Below are 16,460 nucleotides of genomic sequence, written 5' to 3'. Positions count from 1 at the left end.
CCCGATGACCGTCCGCGCCACCTTGCTTTCCGCGCTGCTGCTGGGCGCGGCAGGCGCCGCGCTGGCCGACGACGCCGCCCTGCTGGCCTGCCGCGCACTGACGGAATCCGCCGCCCGCCTGGCCTGCTACGATGCGATTCCTGCCGGCGCGCGCGAGCAATCCTTCGGTCTCGAGCAGAAGAAACCGGAGGCGCCGCCCGCATCCGTCCAGAGCAACATCGTCGGCACCTTCTCCGGCTGGGGCCCGGCCACGCTCGTCACGCTCGCCAACGGCCAGGTGTGGAAAATCGTCGACGGCAGCCAGGCCGACCTGCAGCCCGTGAACGATCCGCCGGTGAGAATCGTGCGCAATCTGTTCGGCACGATGTTCCTGGAAATCGAGGGCACCAACGCATCGCCGAAGGTCCGCCGCATCCGCTGAGCCGCTTTGACGAATTGTTGCTTCCGCGATGCGCCCGCCTGCGGTGCGCGCGGCAGTCCGGATAAGATGGGTTCAGCGGCGGCAGTACACCGACATGCCGCACAGGAGACATGAGCGGCGCGCCGCTCGCGCGCCGTGCGACCACTCCCTCCTGGAGACGGACATGCGCAAACGCCTGCTTTGCATCGCCCCCGACGACGCCTATCCCGTCGCGCTCATGAACGACGCGATGCGCGACTGGGAGCTCTGTTGCGTGTCCGGCCTCGGCGATGCGGCACGCGAGCTGCGCAGCGGCGGCTACCGGGTCGGCCTCCTGATGCGGGCGCGGGCCCTGCACCGGACCACCGATCTCGACGGCTTCCTGCGCCGCCACCGCGACACGCAATGGATCGGCGTATTCCGCCCGCACGACCTCGACAACAGGGCCTGCCGCGACCTCGTCGTGGAACACTTGTGCGACTACCACACCGACCCCGTCGATCCGCGCCGGCTGGCGTACACGCTCGGCCACGCGCATGGCTGGGCAATGCTGCGCCGTCCAGCCACACCCGCCGACGCCGAACCTGGCGCGAGCCTGCTGGTCGGCCGGGCCGACGCCATGGTCCGCCTGCGCGCGCAGGTCGGGCGCGTGGCGCGGGTCGACGCGCCCGTGCTGATCTGGGGCGAGAGCGGCAGCGGGAAGGAGTTGACGGCCCAGTCCATTCACGCGCAATCGCCGCGCGCGAGCCGGCGTTTCGTGCCGATCAATTGCGGCGCGATCCCGCCCAACCTGATCCAGTCCGAACTGTTCGGTCATGAACGGGGCGCCTTCACGGGCGCCACGCGCGCCAAAGCCGGCCTGATCGAATCGGCGCACGGCGGCACGCTATTCCTGGACGAGATCGGCGACCTGCCCCGCGACCTGCAGGCGAACCTGCTGCGCTTTTTGCAGGAAAAGACGATCTGCCGCGTGGGCAGCACGCGCGACATCCACGTCGACGTGCGCGTGATCGCCGCGTCGCACGTGCAACTGCAGCGTGCCGTTGCCGCCGGCACCTTCCGCGAAGACCTGTACTACCGGCTCGCCGTGCTGCCCGTGACCGTGCCGGCGCTGCGCGAACGGCGCGACGACGTCGTCACGCTGGCGGAGCACTTCTACCACCTGTACGCCGACGAGCGGTCGCCGCGGCTGACGGGGTTTTCCAGCCGCGCCGTCGCGGCCCTGCTCGACCATGACTGGCCGGGCAATGTGCGCGAACTCATCAACCGGGTGCGACGCGCGCTCGTGATGGCGGACGGGCGCCTGATCACCCCGCAGGACCTCGGCCTCGACGCGCCGCTCGCCGCGACGGCCGCCCTCGACGACGTGCGCGCCCGTACCGAACGGCTGGCCCTGCGCGAATGCCTCCAGCGCAACGGGCAGAACGTCAGCCGCGCCGCGCGCGACCTGGGCGTGTCGCGGACCACCATGTACCGGCTCCTGAGCAAGCACGGCATGCAGCGGTGAGCGCCCGCGCCCCTGCCGGCGCAGGACGGTGTCCACACGGCCTCGTGCGTGGCAAACGGTCGGGTGACGCACCTGTAACGCACGAGGCACAGCCTATCGGCAGGCGGCGCCAGCCGCCCTGACCAGGATTCCGATGAGCCCTTCAGAAAGTTACTACAGGCCCAACAAAAATCAATGGCTTAGGCCGCGAGTCCGGGGCCTGGCACCGTTCCTGCGAATGGATGGGTACCGGTCCACACACCGGCACGTCACCGACCCAAAACCAAAGAGGAACACCGAATGAAGAAGACTTTGATTGCCAGCGCCCTGTCGCTCGCCTTCTCCCTGAGCGCATACGCCGGGCCCAACACGAGCACGAACACGACGTACGACCACTCCACATCGACCGTCACCCAAAACGACGACAGCCTGCATTTCTCCTCGACCACGAACACCACGACGAACATTTCGACGGCCAACGCCATCAGCTCGCTGAGCGGCAGCGTCAGCGGCAACACCATCCTCGGTGTCGGCAACTCGGCCGCCAACATCGGTAGCGCCGACGGCGCGGCCGGTACGGGCGGCAACGGCGGCAACGGCACCGGCGGCTCGGTGACCGCGGTGGGCGGCTTCGGCGGCACGGCCGCCGGCGCCAACGGGGCGGCCGGCGCGGCGGGCGGCAACGCGACCAACGGCAGTGCCGGCAACGGCCCGGCATTCGGTGGCTTCGCGACGGGCGGCGCCGGCGGTTCGGGCGGCATCGCGGCCGGTGCCGCCAGCGGCCCAGGCGGCGCAGGCGGCGCAGGCGCTGCGGGCGGCGCGAGCGTGGCGGCGTCCGCGGGCGGCGCCGGCGGCCTTGGCGGCGCCGGCGGCAATGCCTCGGGCGGCAACGGCGGCGCTGGCGGCACGCAGACGGGCGCGAACGGGGGGCCCGGCGGCGGCACGTTCGGGGGCATCGGCGGATCGGGCGGCACCGGCGGCCCGGCCACGGGCGGCGCGGGCGGCAGCGGCGGTGACGGCATCCTCGGCATCGGCGGCGCCGGCGGCGCCGGTGCCAGCGCTAGCACGAAGGCGGGCAACGGCGCCTACGGAGGCGGTGCCAGCGGCAGCCACGCCGGCAACGGCGGCACCCTGACCAGCACCGCGGGTAATGGCGCGTCGAACACTGGCGGCGCGGGTGGCGGTGGCGGCAGCGGCGGCGCAGGCACCGCGACCAGCGGCGGCGGCGGCTATGGCGGCGCGGGCGGCAAGGGCGGTGCCAGCGGCAATGCGAACAACTACGCCGGCGACGGTGCCTATGGCGGCGCCGCGACGGCGGGTGCGGCCTCGAACGGCCCGGCCACCGTCGGCGACGCGACCGGCGGTGCGGGCGGCAAGGGCGGCAGCGGCGGCGCGAACACCGGCGGCGCCGGCGGCTCGCTGGCGTCGATCACGGCCGGCTACGGCGTCGGCGGCGCGGGCGGCAACGGCACCGGCGGCAACGGCGGCACGAACACCGTCCATGCCGGCACGTTCGACATGTCGAACAACATGAGCGGCACGGGCCAATCGGCCGCCGGCGTGCTGGTGATCAGCCAGAACTCCGGTCTCTCGTCGCTCGTGCAGCAGAGCGTGAACGTCCAGGCCAACCTGGCGCTGGGTCACTGATCGACGGGGCTGCCGTGCCCGCGGGCACGGCAGCTCTGCCACGAGCGGAGTCGAGCATGCACCCCTTCATTCGCATCATCATCCTGCGCGCGTGCGCCATGGCCGCGCTGGCATCCGTCGCGTCGGCGGCGTGGGCCGGCCCGGACGCGGACACGCGCGCCGCCGCCCGGGCGCTGTTCCGGCCCGAGAATGCGATCGGTGCGCGGGTCCCCGGGCCGGCGGACCTCGCGCGGCAGCGCGGCGGCACGGACACCCGCAACGACGCGCGCATCGACGGCGCGGTGGCCGCCAACACGGCCGTTCACGTCGTCACCGGCAACAACAGCATCGATGCCGGCTCGTTCGCCAATATGGCCGGCATCCCGGTCGTGATCCAGAACAGCGGCGCGAACGTGCTGATCCAGAACGCCACCATCATCAACCTGCAGTTCAAATGAAACGCCTGCCTGTTTTCCTGGCGACCGCGCTGGCGGCCGGTACCGTCGGCGCGGCCGACTTTCCGGTCGCGGGCGGCGGCACATACAACGTGGCCGTGCGCAGCATGAAGACGTTGCGCTTCGCCTCGACGCTGCGCCAGCAGTACGACTTCAGCTGCGGCTCGGCCGCGCTCGCCACACTGCTGACTCATCACTACGGCTACCCCGTCAGCGAGAGCACGGTGTTCGCCGCCATGTGGGCGCAGGGCGACCAGCCCAAGATCCGGCGCGAAGGCTTTTCGCTGCTCGACATGCAGCGCTACCTCGCGTCGATCGGCTTCCAGGCCGACGGCTTCCGGCTGCCGCTGGACAAGCTCGTGGAGGCCGGGCTGCCGGCCATCGTCCTCATCACGGAGGCCGGCTACAACCACTTCGTCGTCATCAAGGGCGCAGCCGATGGCCGCATCCTGCTCGGCGACCCGTCCAGCGGCACACGCTCGCTGTCCCGCGAGCGTTTCGAAGCCCTGTGGCCGACGCGGCTGCTGTTCGTGATCCACACGGCGCCCACGCAACCCATGTTCAACCTGGCCGACGACTGGCGCGCGGCGCCGCACGCGCCGCTGGCCGACGCGGTGGCGCGGACGGCGCGAGGCGGCGTCGACCTGCCCAAATTCGGCCCGGGCGATTTTTGAAGGAGACCCCATGCGATTATCTTTGACGCCTTTGACGTTGACCCTCGCCCTCGCCGGGACGAGCGTGCAGGCTGCGCCGCCGTTCACACCTTCCGCTGCCGTCGCCCCCGCCGTGCTGGACGGCTGCCGCGGGGGCTTCACGACGACGTCCGGGCTCGTCGTGTCCCTGGGCATCGAACGCATCGTGACGGTCGACGGCCAGGTCGCCGCGCGCAGCGAACTGCGCTTGGGCGACCTCGGCGGGCTCGTCGGCGGCACGTCGCACCTGTCCGCGCAGGCGGCCGGCCAGCTGGCGCAGCTGACGGGCGGCACCGTCGTCCAGAACGGGCTGAACGACCGGACGATAAGCACCGCCACGATCATCCAGGCCAGCGTGGGCACACAGGGCCTGATGCAAGCCATGCATTTCCAGACGACGCTGGCGAACGCGCTCAACGCGGCCGCCACCGGCAAATGACGACCCACCGCGGAGACCCCATGAAGCGAATACTGCCCGGCGCGCTCAGCCTCGGCCTGGCGCTGTCCTGCACCCCGGCGACGGCCGACTCCGGCGCCGATCTGATAACGCAGCTGCAGGCCATGCGGCAACAACTTGACCAGCAACGCGCCCGCATCGACGCGCTCGAACGGCAACTCGGGGCGGCGCCGTCCCGCCTGGACGACCTGCGCGGGCGGGGGCCCGCCGCCGACCCTGCCCCGGTCGCGGTCGGGCCGGCGCCGCAAGCGCCCGCGAAGGCGCCGGAGGTGGCGCCCCTCTTCGAGAGCCCGGGCGTGCTGACGCCGCGCGGGCGCTTCGTCTTCGAGCCGTCCGTCCAGTACGGCTACTCGTCCAGCAACCGCGTGGCGCTGGTCGGCTATACGGTGATCCCCGCGCTGCTGATCGGCCTGCTGGACGTGCGCGAGGTGAAACGCAACACGACGACGGCCGCCGCCGCGTTCCGTTATGGCGTCGGCAACCGCCTGGAAGTGGAAGCGAAGATCCCGTATGTGTACCGCACCGACTCGACGGTCAGCCGGGAAATTTTTACCGGCACCGCGTCCGAGCGCGCGTTCGACACGAGCGGCAAGGCGATCGGCGACGTCGAGGCCGCCATGCGCTACCAGCTCAACGACGGCGGCCCCGACCGTGCATACTGGATCGCGGGCCTGCGCTACAAGTCGCGCACGGGGCGCGACCCGTTCGAGGTCGTCACCGACTGCCAGACCCGGTGCGTGGGCGAGAACGTCACGGGCACCGGCCTGCCGCTGTCGCTGCCCACGGGTTCCGGGTTCCGCTCGCTGCAGCCCAGCCTGACGTGGCTGCTGCCGTCCGACCCGGCCGTGTTCTTCGGCAGCTTCAGCTACACGCGCAATACGGAACGGCGCAACGTCTACCGCACCGTCCTCGACGGCAAACGCGAGCCGCTGGGCACGATCAAGGCGGGCGACGTGTTCGGATTCAATCTCGGCATGGGGCTCGCCCTGAACGACAAGGCGTCGCTGAGCATCGGCTACGACCACAGCGCCGTCGACCGTACGCGCCAGAACGGCCAGGTGATCCCGGGCTCCGTGCGCATCCAATTGGGCACGCTGCTGATCGGCGCATCGTACCGGCTCGACCGGGGCCGCACCGTGAACGTGTCGGTGGGCGCCGGGCTCACGCGCGACACGCCCGACGTCACGCTGACCGTGCGGGTGCCGTTCGCTTTCTGAAGCAAAAGCCGTCTTCCAATACGGGGCGTGCCGGCATTATCGCCGGCACGATCCCCACCGTGTTTCTGCCTACCCTCCGCGCATCGCGATTCCCCACCGGTGGGGTGTTCGCGCGCCCGAATCAGCAAAAAGCCACACGGGCACCCGTATTCGCTTGACCCTTATGAAGAATGGTTACAGGATTGTGACTAATTGTAACCGACGGCCGATACGCTATCGTCCGCCACAAATCTTCTGCGGGCGGCATAATGTTAAACAAAGATTAACTTACAGTGTGGAATTGCTAACAGGCTACAGAACAGCAGCCGAGGTTACGTACCGTTACACTTGTCAAGAGATACATGCCGGTTCTCCCATTCGTCTGCCGCCATAGCGAGGACCGGCCGATTACCCGATGGAGGATGGATGACCCGAAAGCGCCTGCTGTGCATTGCCCCGGACGACAATGGCGCCCGCGCCATGCTGGACGAAGCGATGCACGACTGGGAAATCCGCAGTGTCAGCAATCTCGGCGATGCCGGACGCGAACTGCGCAATGACCGCTACCTGGTCGGCCTGCTCATGCACGACCGCGAGCAGCACCGGCCGGCCGAAGTCGATACCTTCCTGCGCCGCCACAGCCATATGCAGTGGGTCGGCGTGTTCAATCCGCGCGATCTCGAATCGGCACCCTGCCGCGATCTCGTCGTGGAACACCTATGCGATTACCACACGGCCCCCGTCGACCCGGTGCGGCTGGCCCATACCCTGGGCCACGCGCATGGCTGGGCGATGCTGCGCCGGCGTCCGGATGCGTTCGAGGTGGCCGGGAACGATCCGGCGTCGCCGCTGATCGGCACCTGCGACGCGATCGCGCGCCTGCGCGCCCAGGTCTCGCGCGTGGCCAAGGTCGCGGCGCCCGTCCTCATCTGGGGCGAAAGCGGAAGCGGCAAGGAGTTGACGGCCCAGGCGATCCACGCCCAGTCCGACCGGGCCGCCGGGCCGTTCGTCCCCATCAACTGCGGTGCCATCGCGCCCAGCCTGATCCACTCCGAGCTGTTCGGCTACGAGCGGGGCGCCTTCACGGGCGCGACGCGCGGCAAGGCGGGCCTGATCGAGTCGGCGGACGGCGGCACGCTATTCCTCGACGAGATCGGCGACCTGCCCAAGGACCTGCAGGCGAACCTGCTGCGCTTTTTGCAGGAGAAGACCATCTGCCGCCTGGGCAGCACGCGCAACATCCGCGTCGACGTGCGCGTGATCGCCGCGTCGCACGTCCAGCTGCAGCAGGCGGTGTCCAGCGGCGCGTTCCGCGAGGACTTGTACTACCGCCTTGCCGTGCTGCCCGTGACCGTGCCGCCGCTGCGCGAACGGCGCGACGATCTGATCACCTTGGCCGAGCATTTCTTCCACATGTACGCGAGCGAAAAATCGCCGCGCCTGAAGGGATTTTCGAACCGGGCGATCGAAGCGATCCTCGACCACGACTGGCCGGGCAATGTGCGTGAATTGATCAACCGGGTGCGGCGCGCGCTCGTCATGTCGGACGGGCGCCTGATCATGCCGGAAGACCTGGGTCTGGTGCGGGGCATCGCGGCCCCGACGCCGGCTGCGCTGGACGACACGCGCATGCGCTCCGAGCGGCGCGCCCTGCGCGAGTGCCTGGACCGCAGCGGCCACAACGTGAGCCGGGCCGCGCGCGACCTGGGCGTCTCGCGCACGACGATGTACCGCTTGCTGAGCAAGCACGGCATGCGCGAGTGAGCGCGCGCGCGGGGTGGTGCAGAAGTGGACAAGGTGTCCACTTTTTTTTGTGTGTTTCGGCACAAGCGTGGACACAGTTGTACCGGAAGTGAAACACTTTTTCGATATTTTCGGTAAATCGTGCCGGATTTTCACTGACGACCGTGTAGGAAAATCCGCACAAAGTCAACAAAAACAATGGGTTAGCGAACTCGACAGTATGGCTGGCACTGAAAGTGCAAAGAGATGGAAGTCGGCGCTACAGCCGACCCATCACCAACCATCAAACCCGAGGGGAACTCGAATGAACAAGACCTTGCTCGTGACGGCAATTTCGCTGGCTTTCTCGTTGAGCGCACAAGCCCAGGATACGAACAGCGCGGGCGGCGGCAGCACGGCCACGCAGACCACGACCCGTACGACGGACAACAGCACGCACGACAACAGCAACCGCAGCACGAATAACAGCACCGCGACGACGAACAACACGACGAATACGACGAACACGGACAACAGCACCCACGACAGCAGCAACCGCAGCGTCAGCACGACCACGAACACGGACAACAGCACCCACGACAGCAGCAACCGCAGCACCAATACGACCACGAGTACCACCACGAATACCACCACGAGCACGGACAACAGCAACCGCAGCTCCGGCGATGCAACCGCATCCGCCGTCGGCGGCGTCGCGGCCAACAATGGCGGCACGGCCACGTCGACCTTCTCGAACAGCTTCAACAACTCGACGGCCAACGCCACCGCGAACCTGAGCGGCAGCGTCTCCGGCAACACGATCTCGGGCATCGGCAACGTGGCCACCAATAGCGGTGGCGCCAACGGCGCTGCCGGTACGGCCGGCGCCGGCGCTGCAGGCACGGGCGGCAGCGTCACGGCCAGCACCGGCGCGGGCGGCGGCTCCGGCAGTGCACACGGCGCCGCGGGCGCCGCGGGCGGTACGGCCACCAACGGCAGCGCCAGCGCAGGCGCCGCCACCACCGGCGCCGCCAGCGCCGGTGCGGCAACCACCGGCGGCGCGACCGCCGGCGCGGGCGGCGCGGGCGGCATTGCCTCGGGTGCGTCGAGTGGTGCCGGCGGCGCGGGCGCCGCAGGCGGCTTCGGCGGCTCCACCGGCACGGCCAGCGCCGCAGGCGGCGCAGGCGGCTTGAGCGGTGGCGCGACCGCAGCGGGCGGTGCGGGCGCGGCCGGCGGCGCAGGCGGCCTGGCTTCGGGCGGCAACGGCGGCGCCACGGGCGCCACGACCGGCGGTAACGGCGGCGCCAGCGGCCCCACCACCGCCGGCATGGGCGGCATGGGCGGCGGCACGGGTGCAGCCACCGGTGGCGCAGGCGGCGCGGGTGCGGCCGGCGGCGCAGGCGGCGCGGGTGCAGCGGGTGCGGCCGGCGGTGCGGGCGGTGCCGGTGCAGCGGGCGGCGCCGGCGGCTTTGGCGGCGCAGGCGGCCTGGCCGGCGCAGGTACCGGTGGCAGCTCGTCGGCGACCAGCCCGACCGCCGGCAGCTCGGACAGCAACGGCACCCACACGGCCACGTCCGGTGCCGGTGGCCTCAGCGGCAGCGGCAGCGCCAACGCGGGCACGTCGACGGCCACGAGCGGCGCGACGACGGGCGCCGGCTCGACCTCGACCGCCGGCCTCGGCACTGGCGGCGCCGGCGGCGCTGGCGCCGCCGGTGCGGCTGGCGGCGCGGGCGGTTCGGGTGCGGCCGGCGCGGCAGGCGGTGCAGGCGGCTCGGGTGCGGCCGGCGCGGCTGGCGGTGCTGGCGGCGCGGGCGCCATGGCCTCGAACACCGGCGGTGCCGGCGCAGCAGGTGGTGCCGCGACCGGCGCAGCCGGCGGTGCCGGCGGTGCCCTGACCTCGACGGCGGGTAGCGGCGCGGCCAACACGGGCGGCGCAGGCGGCGCGGGCGGCGCGGGTGCGGCAGGTACGGCAAGCTCGGGCGCGGGCGGTGCCGGCGCCGCAGGTACGGCAAGCTCGGGCGCGGCAGGTGCCGGCGCAGCGGGCGGTGCGGGTGCAGCCAGCGGTATGGCATCGAACACGGGCGGCGCAGGCGCGGCCGGCGGTGCAGCCACCAGCGGCGGCGCCACCACCGGCGCGGCCACCAGCGGTGCGGCGACGACCGGTGCGGCCACCGTGGGTAACGCAACGGCCGGCAACGGCGGCAATGGCGGCAACGGCGGCTCGACCACCGGCGGCGCCGGCGGCGCTCTCGCCAACGTCACGGCAGGCATCGGTACCGGCGGCATGGGCGGCGCCGGCACCGGCGGCGCCGGCGGCACGAACACCGTCAATGCCGGCACCTTCGACATGTCCAACACCATGAGCGGTGTCGGCCAGTCGGCTGCGGGCGTGATGGTGGTCAGCCAGAACAACGGCTTCTCCTCGCTGATCCAGCAGAGCGTGAACGTCCAGAGCAATCTGGCTGTCGGCAAGTAAGGCGGCGTACCGCCGTGCCCGCGGGCACGGCGGTTTTACGAAGCAACCGGGGGTAGACAATGCAGTCATCACTCAAGAGTCATGCTAGCCGCCGCGTGTGCAGCTTCGCTGTGCTCGCGGCCTGCGCATCCGCGGCCCTAGCAGGACCGGAACTCGCGGTCCCCGTCCAGGACAACGCGCCGGCCGGCCAGCCGGTCACGGGTGCGGACAAGGCGGCAAAGCCGGACGCGCTCGGATTCGGGCCGGCCGCCGACCTGGGCAAGCTGGAACATTCGCGCGGCGGTACGGACACGTTCACGACCAATAACAACGCGAATCTCAGCGGCGTCGTGACCGGCAACAGCGCGGTAAGCGTCGTCACAGGGTCGAACACGATCGACGCCGGGGCGTTCGCCAACATGTCGGGCATACCGGTGGTGATCCAGAACAGCGGCGCGAACGTCCTGATCCAGAACGCCACCATCGTCAACCTGCAGTTCAAATGAAGTACGGCGCCCTGCCCCTCCTGTGCTCATTGCTCGGCACCTTGCTGGGCGCCGCCTGCGCACAAGCGGCCGACCTGCCGATCGCGGGCGGCGCCCGCTTCAACGTGCCGGTCAAGAGCATGCGGGAGCTCCGCTTCACCTCGACGACCCGCCAGCAATACGACTTCAGCTGCGGCTCGGCCGCGGTGGCGACGCTGCTGACCTATCACTACGGCCACCCGGTCAGCGAAACCGACGCGTTCAAGGAAATGTGGGAGATCGGCGACCAGGCCAAGATCCGTCGCGAAGGCTTTTCGCTGCTCGACATGCAGCGCTACCTCGCCAAGATCGGCTTCAAGGCGGACGGCTTCCAGGTGCCGTTGCAGAAACTGTTCGACAGCAAACTGCCCGCCATCGTGCTGATCTCGGAAAAAGGCTATAACCACTTCGTCGTCATCAAGGGCGCGGACGACGGGCGCATCCTGCTGGGCGATCCGTCCAGTGGCACCCGGTCGATCACGCGCGAGCACTTCGAATCCATCTGGCCGACCCGGCTGCTGTTCGTGATCCACGACGCACCGGGCAAGCCTTCGTTCAATGCCGAACTCGACTGGGCGGCCGCACCGCGCGCGCCGCTGGCCGAGGGCGTCACCCGGACCGCGATCGACATGACGACGCTGCCGAAATTCGGTCCCGGAGATTTTTGACAGGAGACCCCATGCGCATTCCCGTCCAGATCGGCCTCGTGCTGGCCAGCGCCGCGATCGCGACGCAGGGCTTCGCCGGCGGCCCGGACAATCCGTTCAGCAGCGACAACGCCGTGGCGTCGAGCGAGCTGGACGCCTACCGCGGCGGTTTCGTCACCGACAACGGCCTCGCGGTGTCGCTCGGCATCGAGCGCATCGTCACGATCAATGGCAATGTGGCGGAACGCAGCCAGCTCGACTTCGGCGACCTCGGCCGCCTGACGAGCGGCCAGAGCTCGTTGACCGCCGACACGGCGAATCAGGTCCGCCTGATCCAGAATGGCGGCGGCACGTTCAACGTCCAGATGGGCGACACCACGCTGGGCGGCACCGTCATCCAGAACAGCCTGAACAACCAGTTGATCAACAACCAGACCATCATCAATGCAAGCGTGAACGCGCGCGGACTGCTGCAAGCCATGAATTTCCAGTCCAGCCTGGCGAACGCGCTCAATACCGCCGCCACCGGCAGGTGACGGATTTTTAACCTGGAGAAAACTTATGCAAAAAATTCCAGCGCTGTACAGCGTGATTGGTGTCAGCGTGGCCCTGGCGGCCATCCCGGCCGGCGCCCAGTCCGGTCCTGACCTCCTCGAGCAGCTCAAGATCATGCGACAACAGCTGGAAGAGCAGCGGGCGCGCGTCGACGAACTCGAACGCCAGTTGCGCGCGAGCGGCGTCGCGGCGGCGCCGGCGCAGCTCGACAAGATGCGCGGGACCGGCAATCTGTCGGCGCCGCAGCCGCAGGATCCGCTCCAGGTCCAGGCCGCGCCCGCGGTTCCGCTCGCGCAACCCGTGTATCCGGGCCGCCTGGCCCCGCTGCGCGGCACGGGCGGCGCACTCGCCGACGCGGGCCAGACATCCGCCGGCGATGCCGTCGGCCGTCCGCCCGCGCCGCGCGCACCGGAAGTGGCGCCGATCTTCGAGACCCCGGGCGTGCTGACGCCGCGGGGCAAACTCGTGTTCGAACCGTCCGTCCAGTATGGCTATTCGTCCAGCAACCGCGTGGCACTGGTCGGCTACACGGTGATCCCGGCCCTGCTGATCGGCCTGCTGGACGTGCGCGAGGTCAAACGCAACACGACGACGGGCACCGCCACGTTCCGCTACGGCTTCGACAACCGTCTCGAACTGGAAGCGAAGATCCCCTACGTCTACCGCAGCGACTCGACCGTCAGCCGCGAGCTGTTCACCGGCACGGCGGCCGAGCGCGCGTTCGAGACGAGCGGCAAGGGCATCGGCGACATCGAGCTGGGATGGCGCTACCAGCTGAACGACGGCGGCGTCGACACACCGTACTACATCGCCGGCCTGCGCTTCAAGTCACGCACGGGCCGCGACCCGTTCCAGGTCGTCACCGATTGCCAGACCCGCTGCGTGGGCCAGAACGTGACGGGCACCGGCCTGCCGCTCGACCTGCCCACCGGCTCCGGCTTCTACTCGATCCAGCCGAGCGTGACCTGGCTGTTGCCGTCCGACCCCGCGATCTTCTTCGGCGGCTTCAGCTACACGAAGAACTTCAAGCGCAACAACATCTACCGGACGGTGCTGAACGGCGGACGGGAATTTCTGGGGCAGGTCGATCCGGGCGACGTGTTCGGCTTCAACTTCGGCATGGGACTGGCGCTGAACGAGCGGGCGTCGTTCAGCATCGGCTACGACCACAACTCCGTCGGGCGCATGCACCAGAACGGCGTCGTGATCCCCGGCTCGGTCCGGGTGCAGCTCGGCACCCTCCTGCTGGGCTACTCCTACCGGATGAAGAACAACCGCACGCTGAGCGTCTCCGTCGGCGCCGGCCTCACACGCGACACGCCGGACGTCACGCTGATGGTCAGGATGCCCTTCACTTTCTGAGCATCCCCTTTGGCCGCAAGGCGCGGCTCAACGAAAAGGGCCGCACTTGCGGCCCTTTTTTGTCCGGCGCGGCCGGTCCGGCGGACTCCCCGGGCCCGCGCGGCCATCCGGGTCAGATGTAATACACCAGCGCCGCCAGCGCCACGATCAGCGCGACCTTTGTCGCCTTGTACGCCGTCTTGTTCCAGGCCTTGTAGCGGCGGCGGTACTGACCCATCACGTAAGAGATGCGGAACAGCTTGCTGACGAGACCCGTCTGGTCGCCGCTCTCGTTCGGCGACGCGGCCGCCGTCATCATCGTGCGGCCCAGCCAGCGGTTGACGGCCTGCATCCAGCGGAAGCGCATCGGGCGCTCGACGTCGCAGAACAGGATCAGGCGGTCGCTGTCGCTCGCGTTTTCGGCCCAGTGGATATAGGTCTCGTCGAAGATGACGCCCTGGCCGTCGCGCCAGCTGTAGCGCTGGCCGTCGACTTCGATGAAGCAGCGGTCGTCGTTCGGCGTCGCCAGGCCGAGGTGGTAACGCATCGAGCCGGCGAACGGGTCGCGGTGCGGGTTCAGCTTGGCGCCCGGCGGCAGCTCGGCGAACATCGCGGCCTTAACGGACGGGATGCCCTGCAGCAGCGCGTAGGTCTTGGGGCACATGCGTTCGGCCGACGGGTGGCTCGCGTCGTACCACTTGAGGTAAAAACGCTTCCAGCCCGTCTTGAAGAAGGAATTGAAGCCGGCGTCGTTGTTCTGCTCGGAGGCCTTGATCTTTTTAAGCTCGATGAGGCGCAGGCCTTCTTCGCGGATCGTCGGCCAGTTTTCCTGCAGCACGGACAGTTCGGGGAATTCGCGCACGGGGATGTACGGCGTGCTCGGCACCTTTGAGAACAGGTGCATGAACATATTGATCGGCGCCATGAACGACGAATGGTCGAACAGCTGGCGGCCGAACGGCAGCCGCACCTTGCCGCGGAAATGGATGTGCAGGACCGACAGCACGAGAAAACCGACAACGAACCACTTCATGACGCCTCCGACAAAACGAGGCGCAAGGATACCATATGCGATACGCGGCCGTACGCCATCCACCCCGGCTGGTCGGGACGGATGGCGTACGGCCGCGAATGTCGATCGACGTGTCGCGACAGCGCGACGGTCAGTGCATCGACGACGTGACGGCGTATCCTTTTTCGGCCAGCTGGCCGGTCAGGTTCTGGATATCATAGTCCGGCAGGTCGCCGGCTTCGTCGTCGACTTCGAAGGCCCGTGCTTCGACTTCCCAGTCGGTATTCGTGGCTTCCTCGGGGATGTTACGGGTCTCGGGGACGGCCAGGTAGGAAAACTTGCCGTCGTGTTCGGCTCTGCGGTAGATGTCCAGGCGCATAGTCATATCCTTTAAAAGCATGGCTGTCGGATGAAAGCCATCAGTATGGGACGATAGGCGAACGGTTCGTGTCCGTCTGTTAATCGGCGCACACTGCCCTCCCGCCCATGTTCAGCGCCCGGCCCCGCCCCCGAGCACGCGCGCCGGCAGCATGACGACCGCGCGCAAGAGCTCGAACACCGCCTCCACGCCGACTCCGAGCAGCCGGAACGGCAGCAGCACGAGCCAGACGAGCGGATACATCACGAGCGCCAGCAGCGCGAGCGGCCAGCACAGGAATAGTAACAGCAACCACATGAGAAAACCCAGCATCGCCAGCTCCATCGGTCCGAGATGATGTGACTGTAGTTGTATGGACGCCAATGCGCAATGTTTCTGCGATGGACGGCGGGCGCGGGCGGATGGACGGGGGAAAAGCGGAGGTGAATGGGAGGGTTCAAGCGGTCGCCTTCGCGACAGCGGGGCCCATACCGAGTAACCGGATTCCGGACGGACGAACTCCGGAAGCTCGGTATGGGTGCCCGCCTGCGCGGGAATGACGTTCTTGCGCGACGGTCAGGCCAGCGCGGTCTCGCGCACGTGCATCGGCTCGCCCGCGCGCACGACGACCTCGGCCCGCATCGACGCTTCCAGCGACGGGATCGACCCGCCCGCGCGGTAGGCGAAGCTCACCTGCACGATATCGCCCGCCTGCACGTCCAGCGGCGTGGCCAGCGGCAGCATCATGTAATGGTTCAGCCAGTCGATGGTCGTGCCGCGCTCCTCGATGATGGTCAGCACGTTCTTGGTGATGAAGCGCAGCGCGTTCAGGCGGCCGCCCTGCTCCATGCGGAACTGGCCTTCCCACGCGATCGCGTCGCCCACGGGTTGGCTGAAGTCCATGATCGAATACACGCCCGGCTGCGCCAGTTCGATGGTGCCCGGATAGATCACATTGGTCGGCTGGAACTGGACGATCGGCGCATAAAAGCCTTCGAAGTCGTACTCCAGCTGCAGCGGCTGCGCGGCCATGATGACGGCTTCCGGCATGAAGATCGGCAGCGGACCGCCGAAACGGGCCAGGTAGCGGCGCTTGAACGATTCGATCACCTCGACCTGCTTTTCGCGCAGCATGCCCACGTGGATCATTTCGCAGATGACGATGTCGACCGGTTCCGGCGGCAAGTAGTCGAACGCGTCCGCATGCACGACCTCGACCTTGTGGCCGTTCGGATTCATGGCGAGGAAGCGGCGCGCCTCGCGCACCATGTCCGGATTGAACTCGACGCAATAGACTTGCGCCGCATTCTGCGCCGCGAAGAACGACAGGACGCCGGTGCCGCCACCCAGTTCCAGCACCTTCATACCAGGCTTGACGGCGTGGTAGATCGCCGACTTGAAGCTGTGCATGCGATTGTGGTCCATCAGCATATTGTGGTGGTAGTGGACCGGGATGAACTGCCCCAGGTAGCAGCTCTCGATTTCGCGTTCGTTCAGCATTCTGTCCTCGTTGTCGGGCCCGCGGTCCTGCCGG

17 protein-coding genes are annotated in these 16,460 nt (G+C 68.7%); 13 read left to right on the top strand and 4 right to left on the bottom strand.

Going from position 1 to position 16,460, the window contains the following annotated elements:
* Positions 1 to 4 precede the first annotated feature (4 nt).
* The 13 genes from BVG12_RS03735 to BVG12_RS03675 all read left to right on the top strand — a co-directional run bounded on the left by BVG12_RS03735 (position 5) and on the right by BVG12_RS03675 (position 13,577).
* Positions 5 to 421 (top strand): hypothetical protein, encoded by a 417-nt coding sequence (locus BVG12_RS03735; protein ID WP_075791238.1) that lies wholly within the window; start codon positions 5 to 7, stop codon positions 419 to 421.
* Between the two features lie 163 nt (positions 422 to 584).
* Complete coding sequence (locus tag BVG12_RS03730; protein ID WP_083684501.1) at positions 585 to 1,907, top strand: sigma-54 dependent transcriptional regulator; 1,323 nt, start codon at positions 585 to 587, stop codon at positions 1,905 to 1,907.
* A gap of 279 nt (positions 1,908 to 2,186) precedes the next feature.
* On the top strand, positions 2,187 to 3,533 hold the full coding sequence (locus BVG12_RS33815; protein ID WP_075791237.1) for a hypothetical protein: 1,347 nt from the start codon (positions 2,187 to 2,189) through the stop codon (positions 3,531 to 3,533).
* A 56-nt stretch (positions 3,534 to 3,589) separates the two neighbouring features.
* Positions 3,590 to 3,970: a hypothetical protein gene (locus BVG12_RS03720; protein ID WP_075791236.1), complete on the top strand. Its 381-nt coding sequence runs from the start codon at positions 3,590 to 3,592 to the stop codon at positions 3,968 to 3,970.
* Positions 3,967 to 4,641: a C39 family peptidase gene (locus BVG12_RS03715; RefSeq protein WP_075791235.1), complete on the top strand. Its 675-nt coding sequence runs from the start codon at positions 3,967 to 3,969 to the stop codon at positions 4,639 to 4,641. The genes BVG12_RS03720 and BVG12_RS03715 overlap by 4 nt, the downstream gene beginning before the upstream one ends.
* A gap of 10 nt (positions 4,642 to 4,651) precedes the next feature.
* Positions 4,652 to 5,098 (top strand): hypothetical protein, encoded by a 447-nt coding sequence (locus BVG12_RS03710; protein ID WP_156895524.1) that lies wholly within the window; start codon positions 4,652 to 4,654, stop codon positions 5,096 to 5,098.
* Positions 5,099 to 5,118: 20 nt separating this feature from the next.
* The gene (locus BVG12_RS03705; RefSeq protein ID WP_229503792.1) at positions 5,119 to 6,333 is read left to right on the top strand and encodes an acetate kinase; all 1,215 of its coding nucleotides are present in this window, start codon (positions 5,119 to 5,121) and stop codon (positions 6,331 to 6,333) included.
* A gap of 405 nt (positions 6,334 to 6,738) precedes the next feature.
* Positions 6,739 to 8,076 (top strand): sigma-54 dependent transcriptional regulator, encoded by a 1,338-nt coding sequence (locus BVG12_RS03700; RefSeq protein WP_075791233.1) that lies wholly within the window; start codon positions 6,739 to 6,741, stop codon positions 8,074 to 8,076.
* Positions 8,077 to 8,359: 283 nt separating this feature from the next.
* A complete protein-coding gene (locus BVG12_RS33810; RefSeq protein WP_075791232.1) occupies positions 8,360 to 10,510 on the top strand; it encodes a hypothetical protein in 2,151 nt (716 codons plus the stop codon).
* Between the two features lie 95 nt (positions 10,511 to 10,605).
* Positions 10,606 to 10,995 (top strand): hypothetical protein, encoded by a 390-nt coding sequence (locus tag BVG12_RS03690; RefSeq protein WP_229503791.1) that lies wholly within the window; start codon positions 10,606 to 10,608, stop codon positions 10,993 to 10,995.
* A complete protein-coding gene (locus tag BVG12_RS03685) occupies positions 10,992 to 11,681 on the top strand; it encodes a C39 family peptidase (RefSeq protein ID WP_075791230.1) in 690 nt (229 codons plus the stop codon). The genes BVG12_RS03690 and BVG12_RS03685 overlap by 4 nt, the downstream gene beginning before the upstream one ends.
* 11 nt (positions 11,682 to 11,692) lie before the next feature.
* Positions 11,693 to 12,196, top strand: coding sequence for a hypothetical protein (locus tag BVG12_RS03680; protein WP_075791229.1), 504 nt, complete (start codon positions 11,693 to 11,695; stop codon positions 12,194 to 12,196).
* 25 nt (positions 12,197 to 12,221) lie between these two features.
* Positions 12,222 to 13,577, top strand: a complete 1,356-nt coding sequence (locus tag BVG12_RS03675) for an acetate kinase (protein ID WP_075791228.1) — start codon at positions 12,222 to 12,224, stop codon at positions 13,575 to 13,577.
* 112 nt (positions 13,578 to 13,689) lie between these two features.
* Here BVG12_RS03675 and lpxO read toward each other — a convergent pair whose 3' ends face one another.
* The 4 genes from lpxO to BVG12_RS03655 all read right to left on the bottom strand — a co-directional run bounded on the left by lpxO (position 13,690) and on the right by BVG12_RS03655 (position 16,426).
* Positions 13,690 to 14,589 carry a lipid A hydroxylase LpxO gene (gene lpxO / locus BVG12_RS03670; protein WP_075791227.1) on the bottom strand — a complete coding sequence of 300 codons (900 nt, stop codon included), beginning with the start codon at positions 14,587 to 14,589 and terminating at the stop codon, positions 13,690 to 13,692.
* A gap of 130 nt (positions 14,590 to 14,719) precedes the next feature.
* Positions 14,720 to 14,947 carry a DUF6139 family protein gene (locus BVG12_RS03665; protein WP_075791226.1) on the bottom strand — a complete coding sequence of 76 codons (228 nt, stop codon included), beginning with the start codon at positions 14,945 to 14,947 and terminating at the stop codon, positions 14,720 to 14,722.
* A 111-nt stretch (positions 14,948 to 15,058) separates the two neighbouring features.
* The gene (locus BVG12_RS03660) at positions 15,059 to 15,259 is read right to left on the bottom strand and encodes a hypothetical protein (RefSeq protein WP_075791225.1); all 201 of its coding nucleotides are present in this window, start codon (positions 15,257 to 15,259) and stop codon (positions 15,059 to 15,061) included.
* Between the two features lie 243 nt (positions 15,260 to 15,502).
* Complete coding sequence (locus BVG12_RS03655; protein ID WP_075791224.1) at positions 15,503 to 16,426, bottom strand: class I SAM-dependent methyltransferase; 924 nt, start codon at positions 16,424 to 16,426, stop codon at positions 15,503 to 15,505.
* Positions 16,427 to 16,460: the final 34 nt, after the last annotated feature.

It is taken from the genome of Massilia putida (assembly GCF_001941825.1).
In the GTDB taxonomy this organism is placed as follows: Bacteria; Pseudomonadota; Gammaproteobacteria; order Burkholderiales; family Burkholderiaceae_D; genus Telluria; species Telluria putida.
Note: the sequence above shows the minus strand (reverse complement) of the source record. Positions and strands in the feature narration are given on the sequence as shown.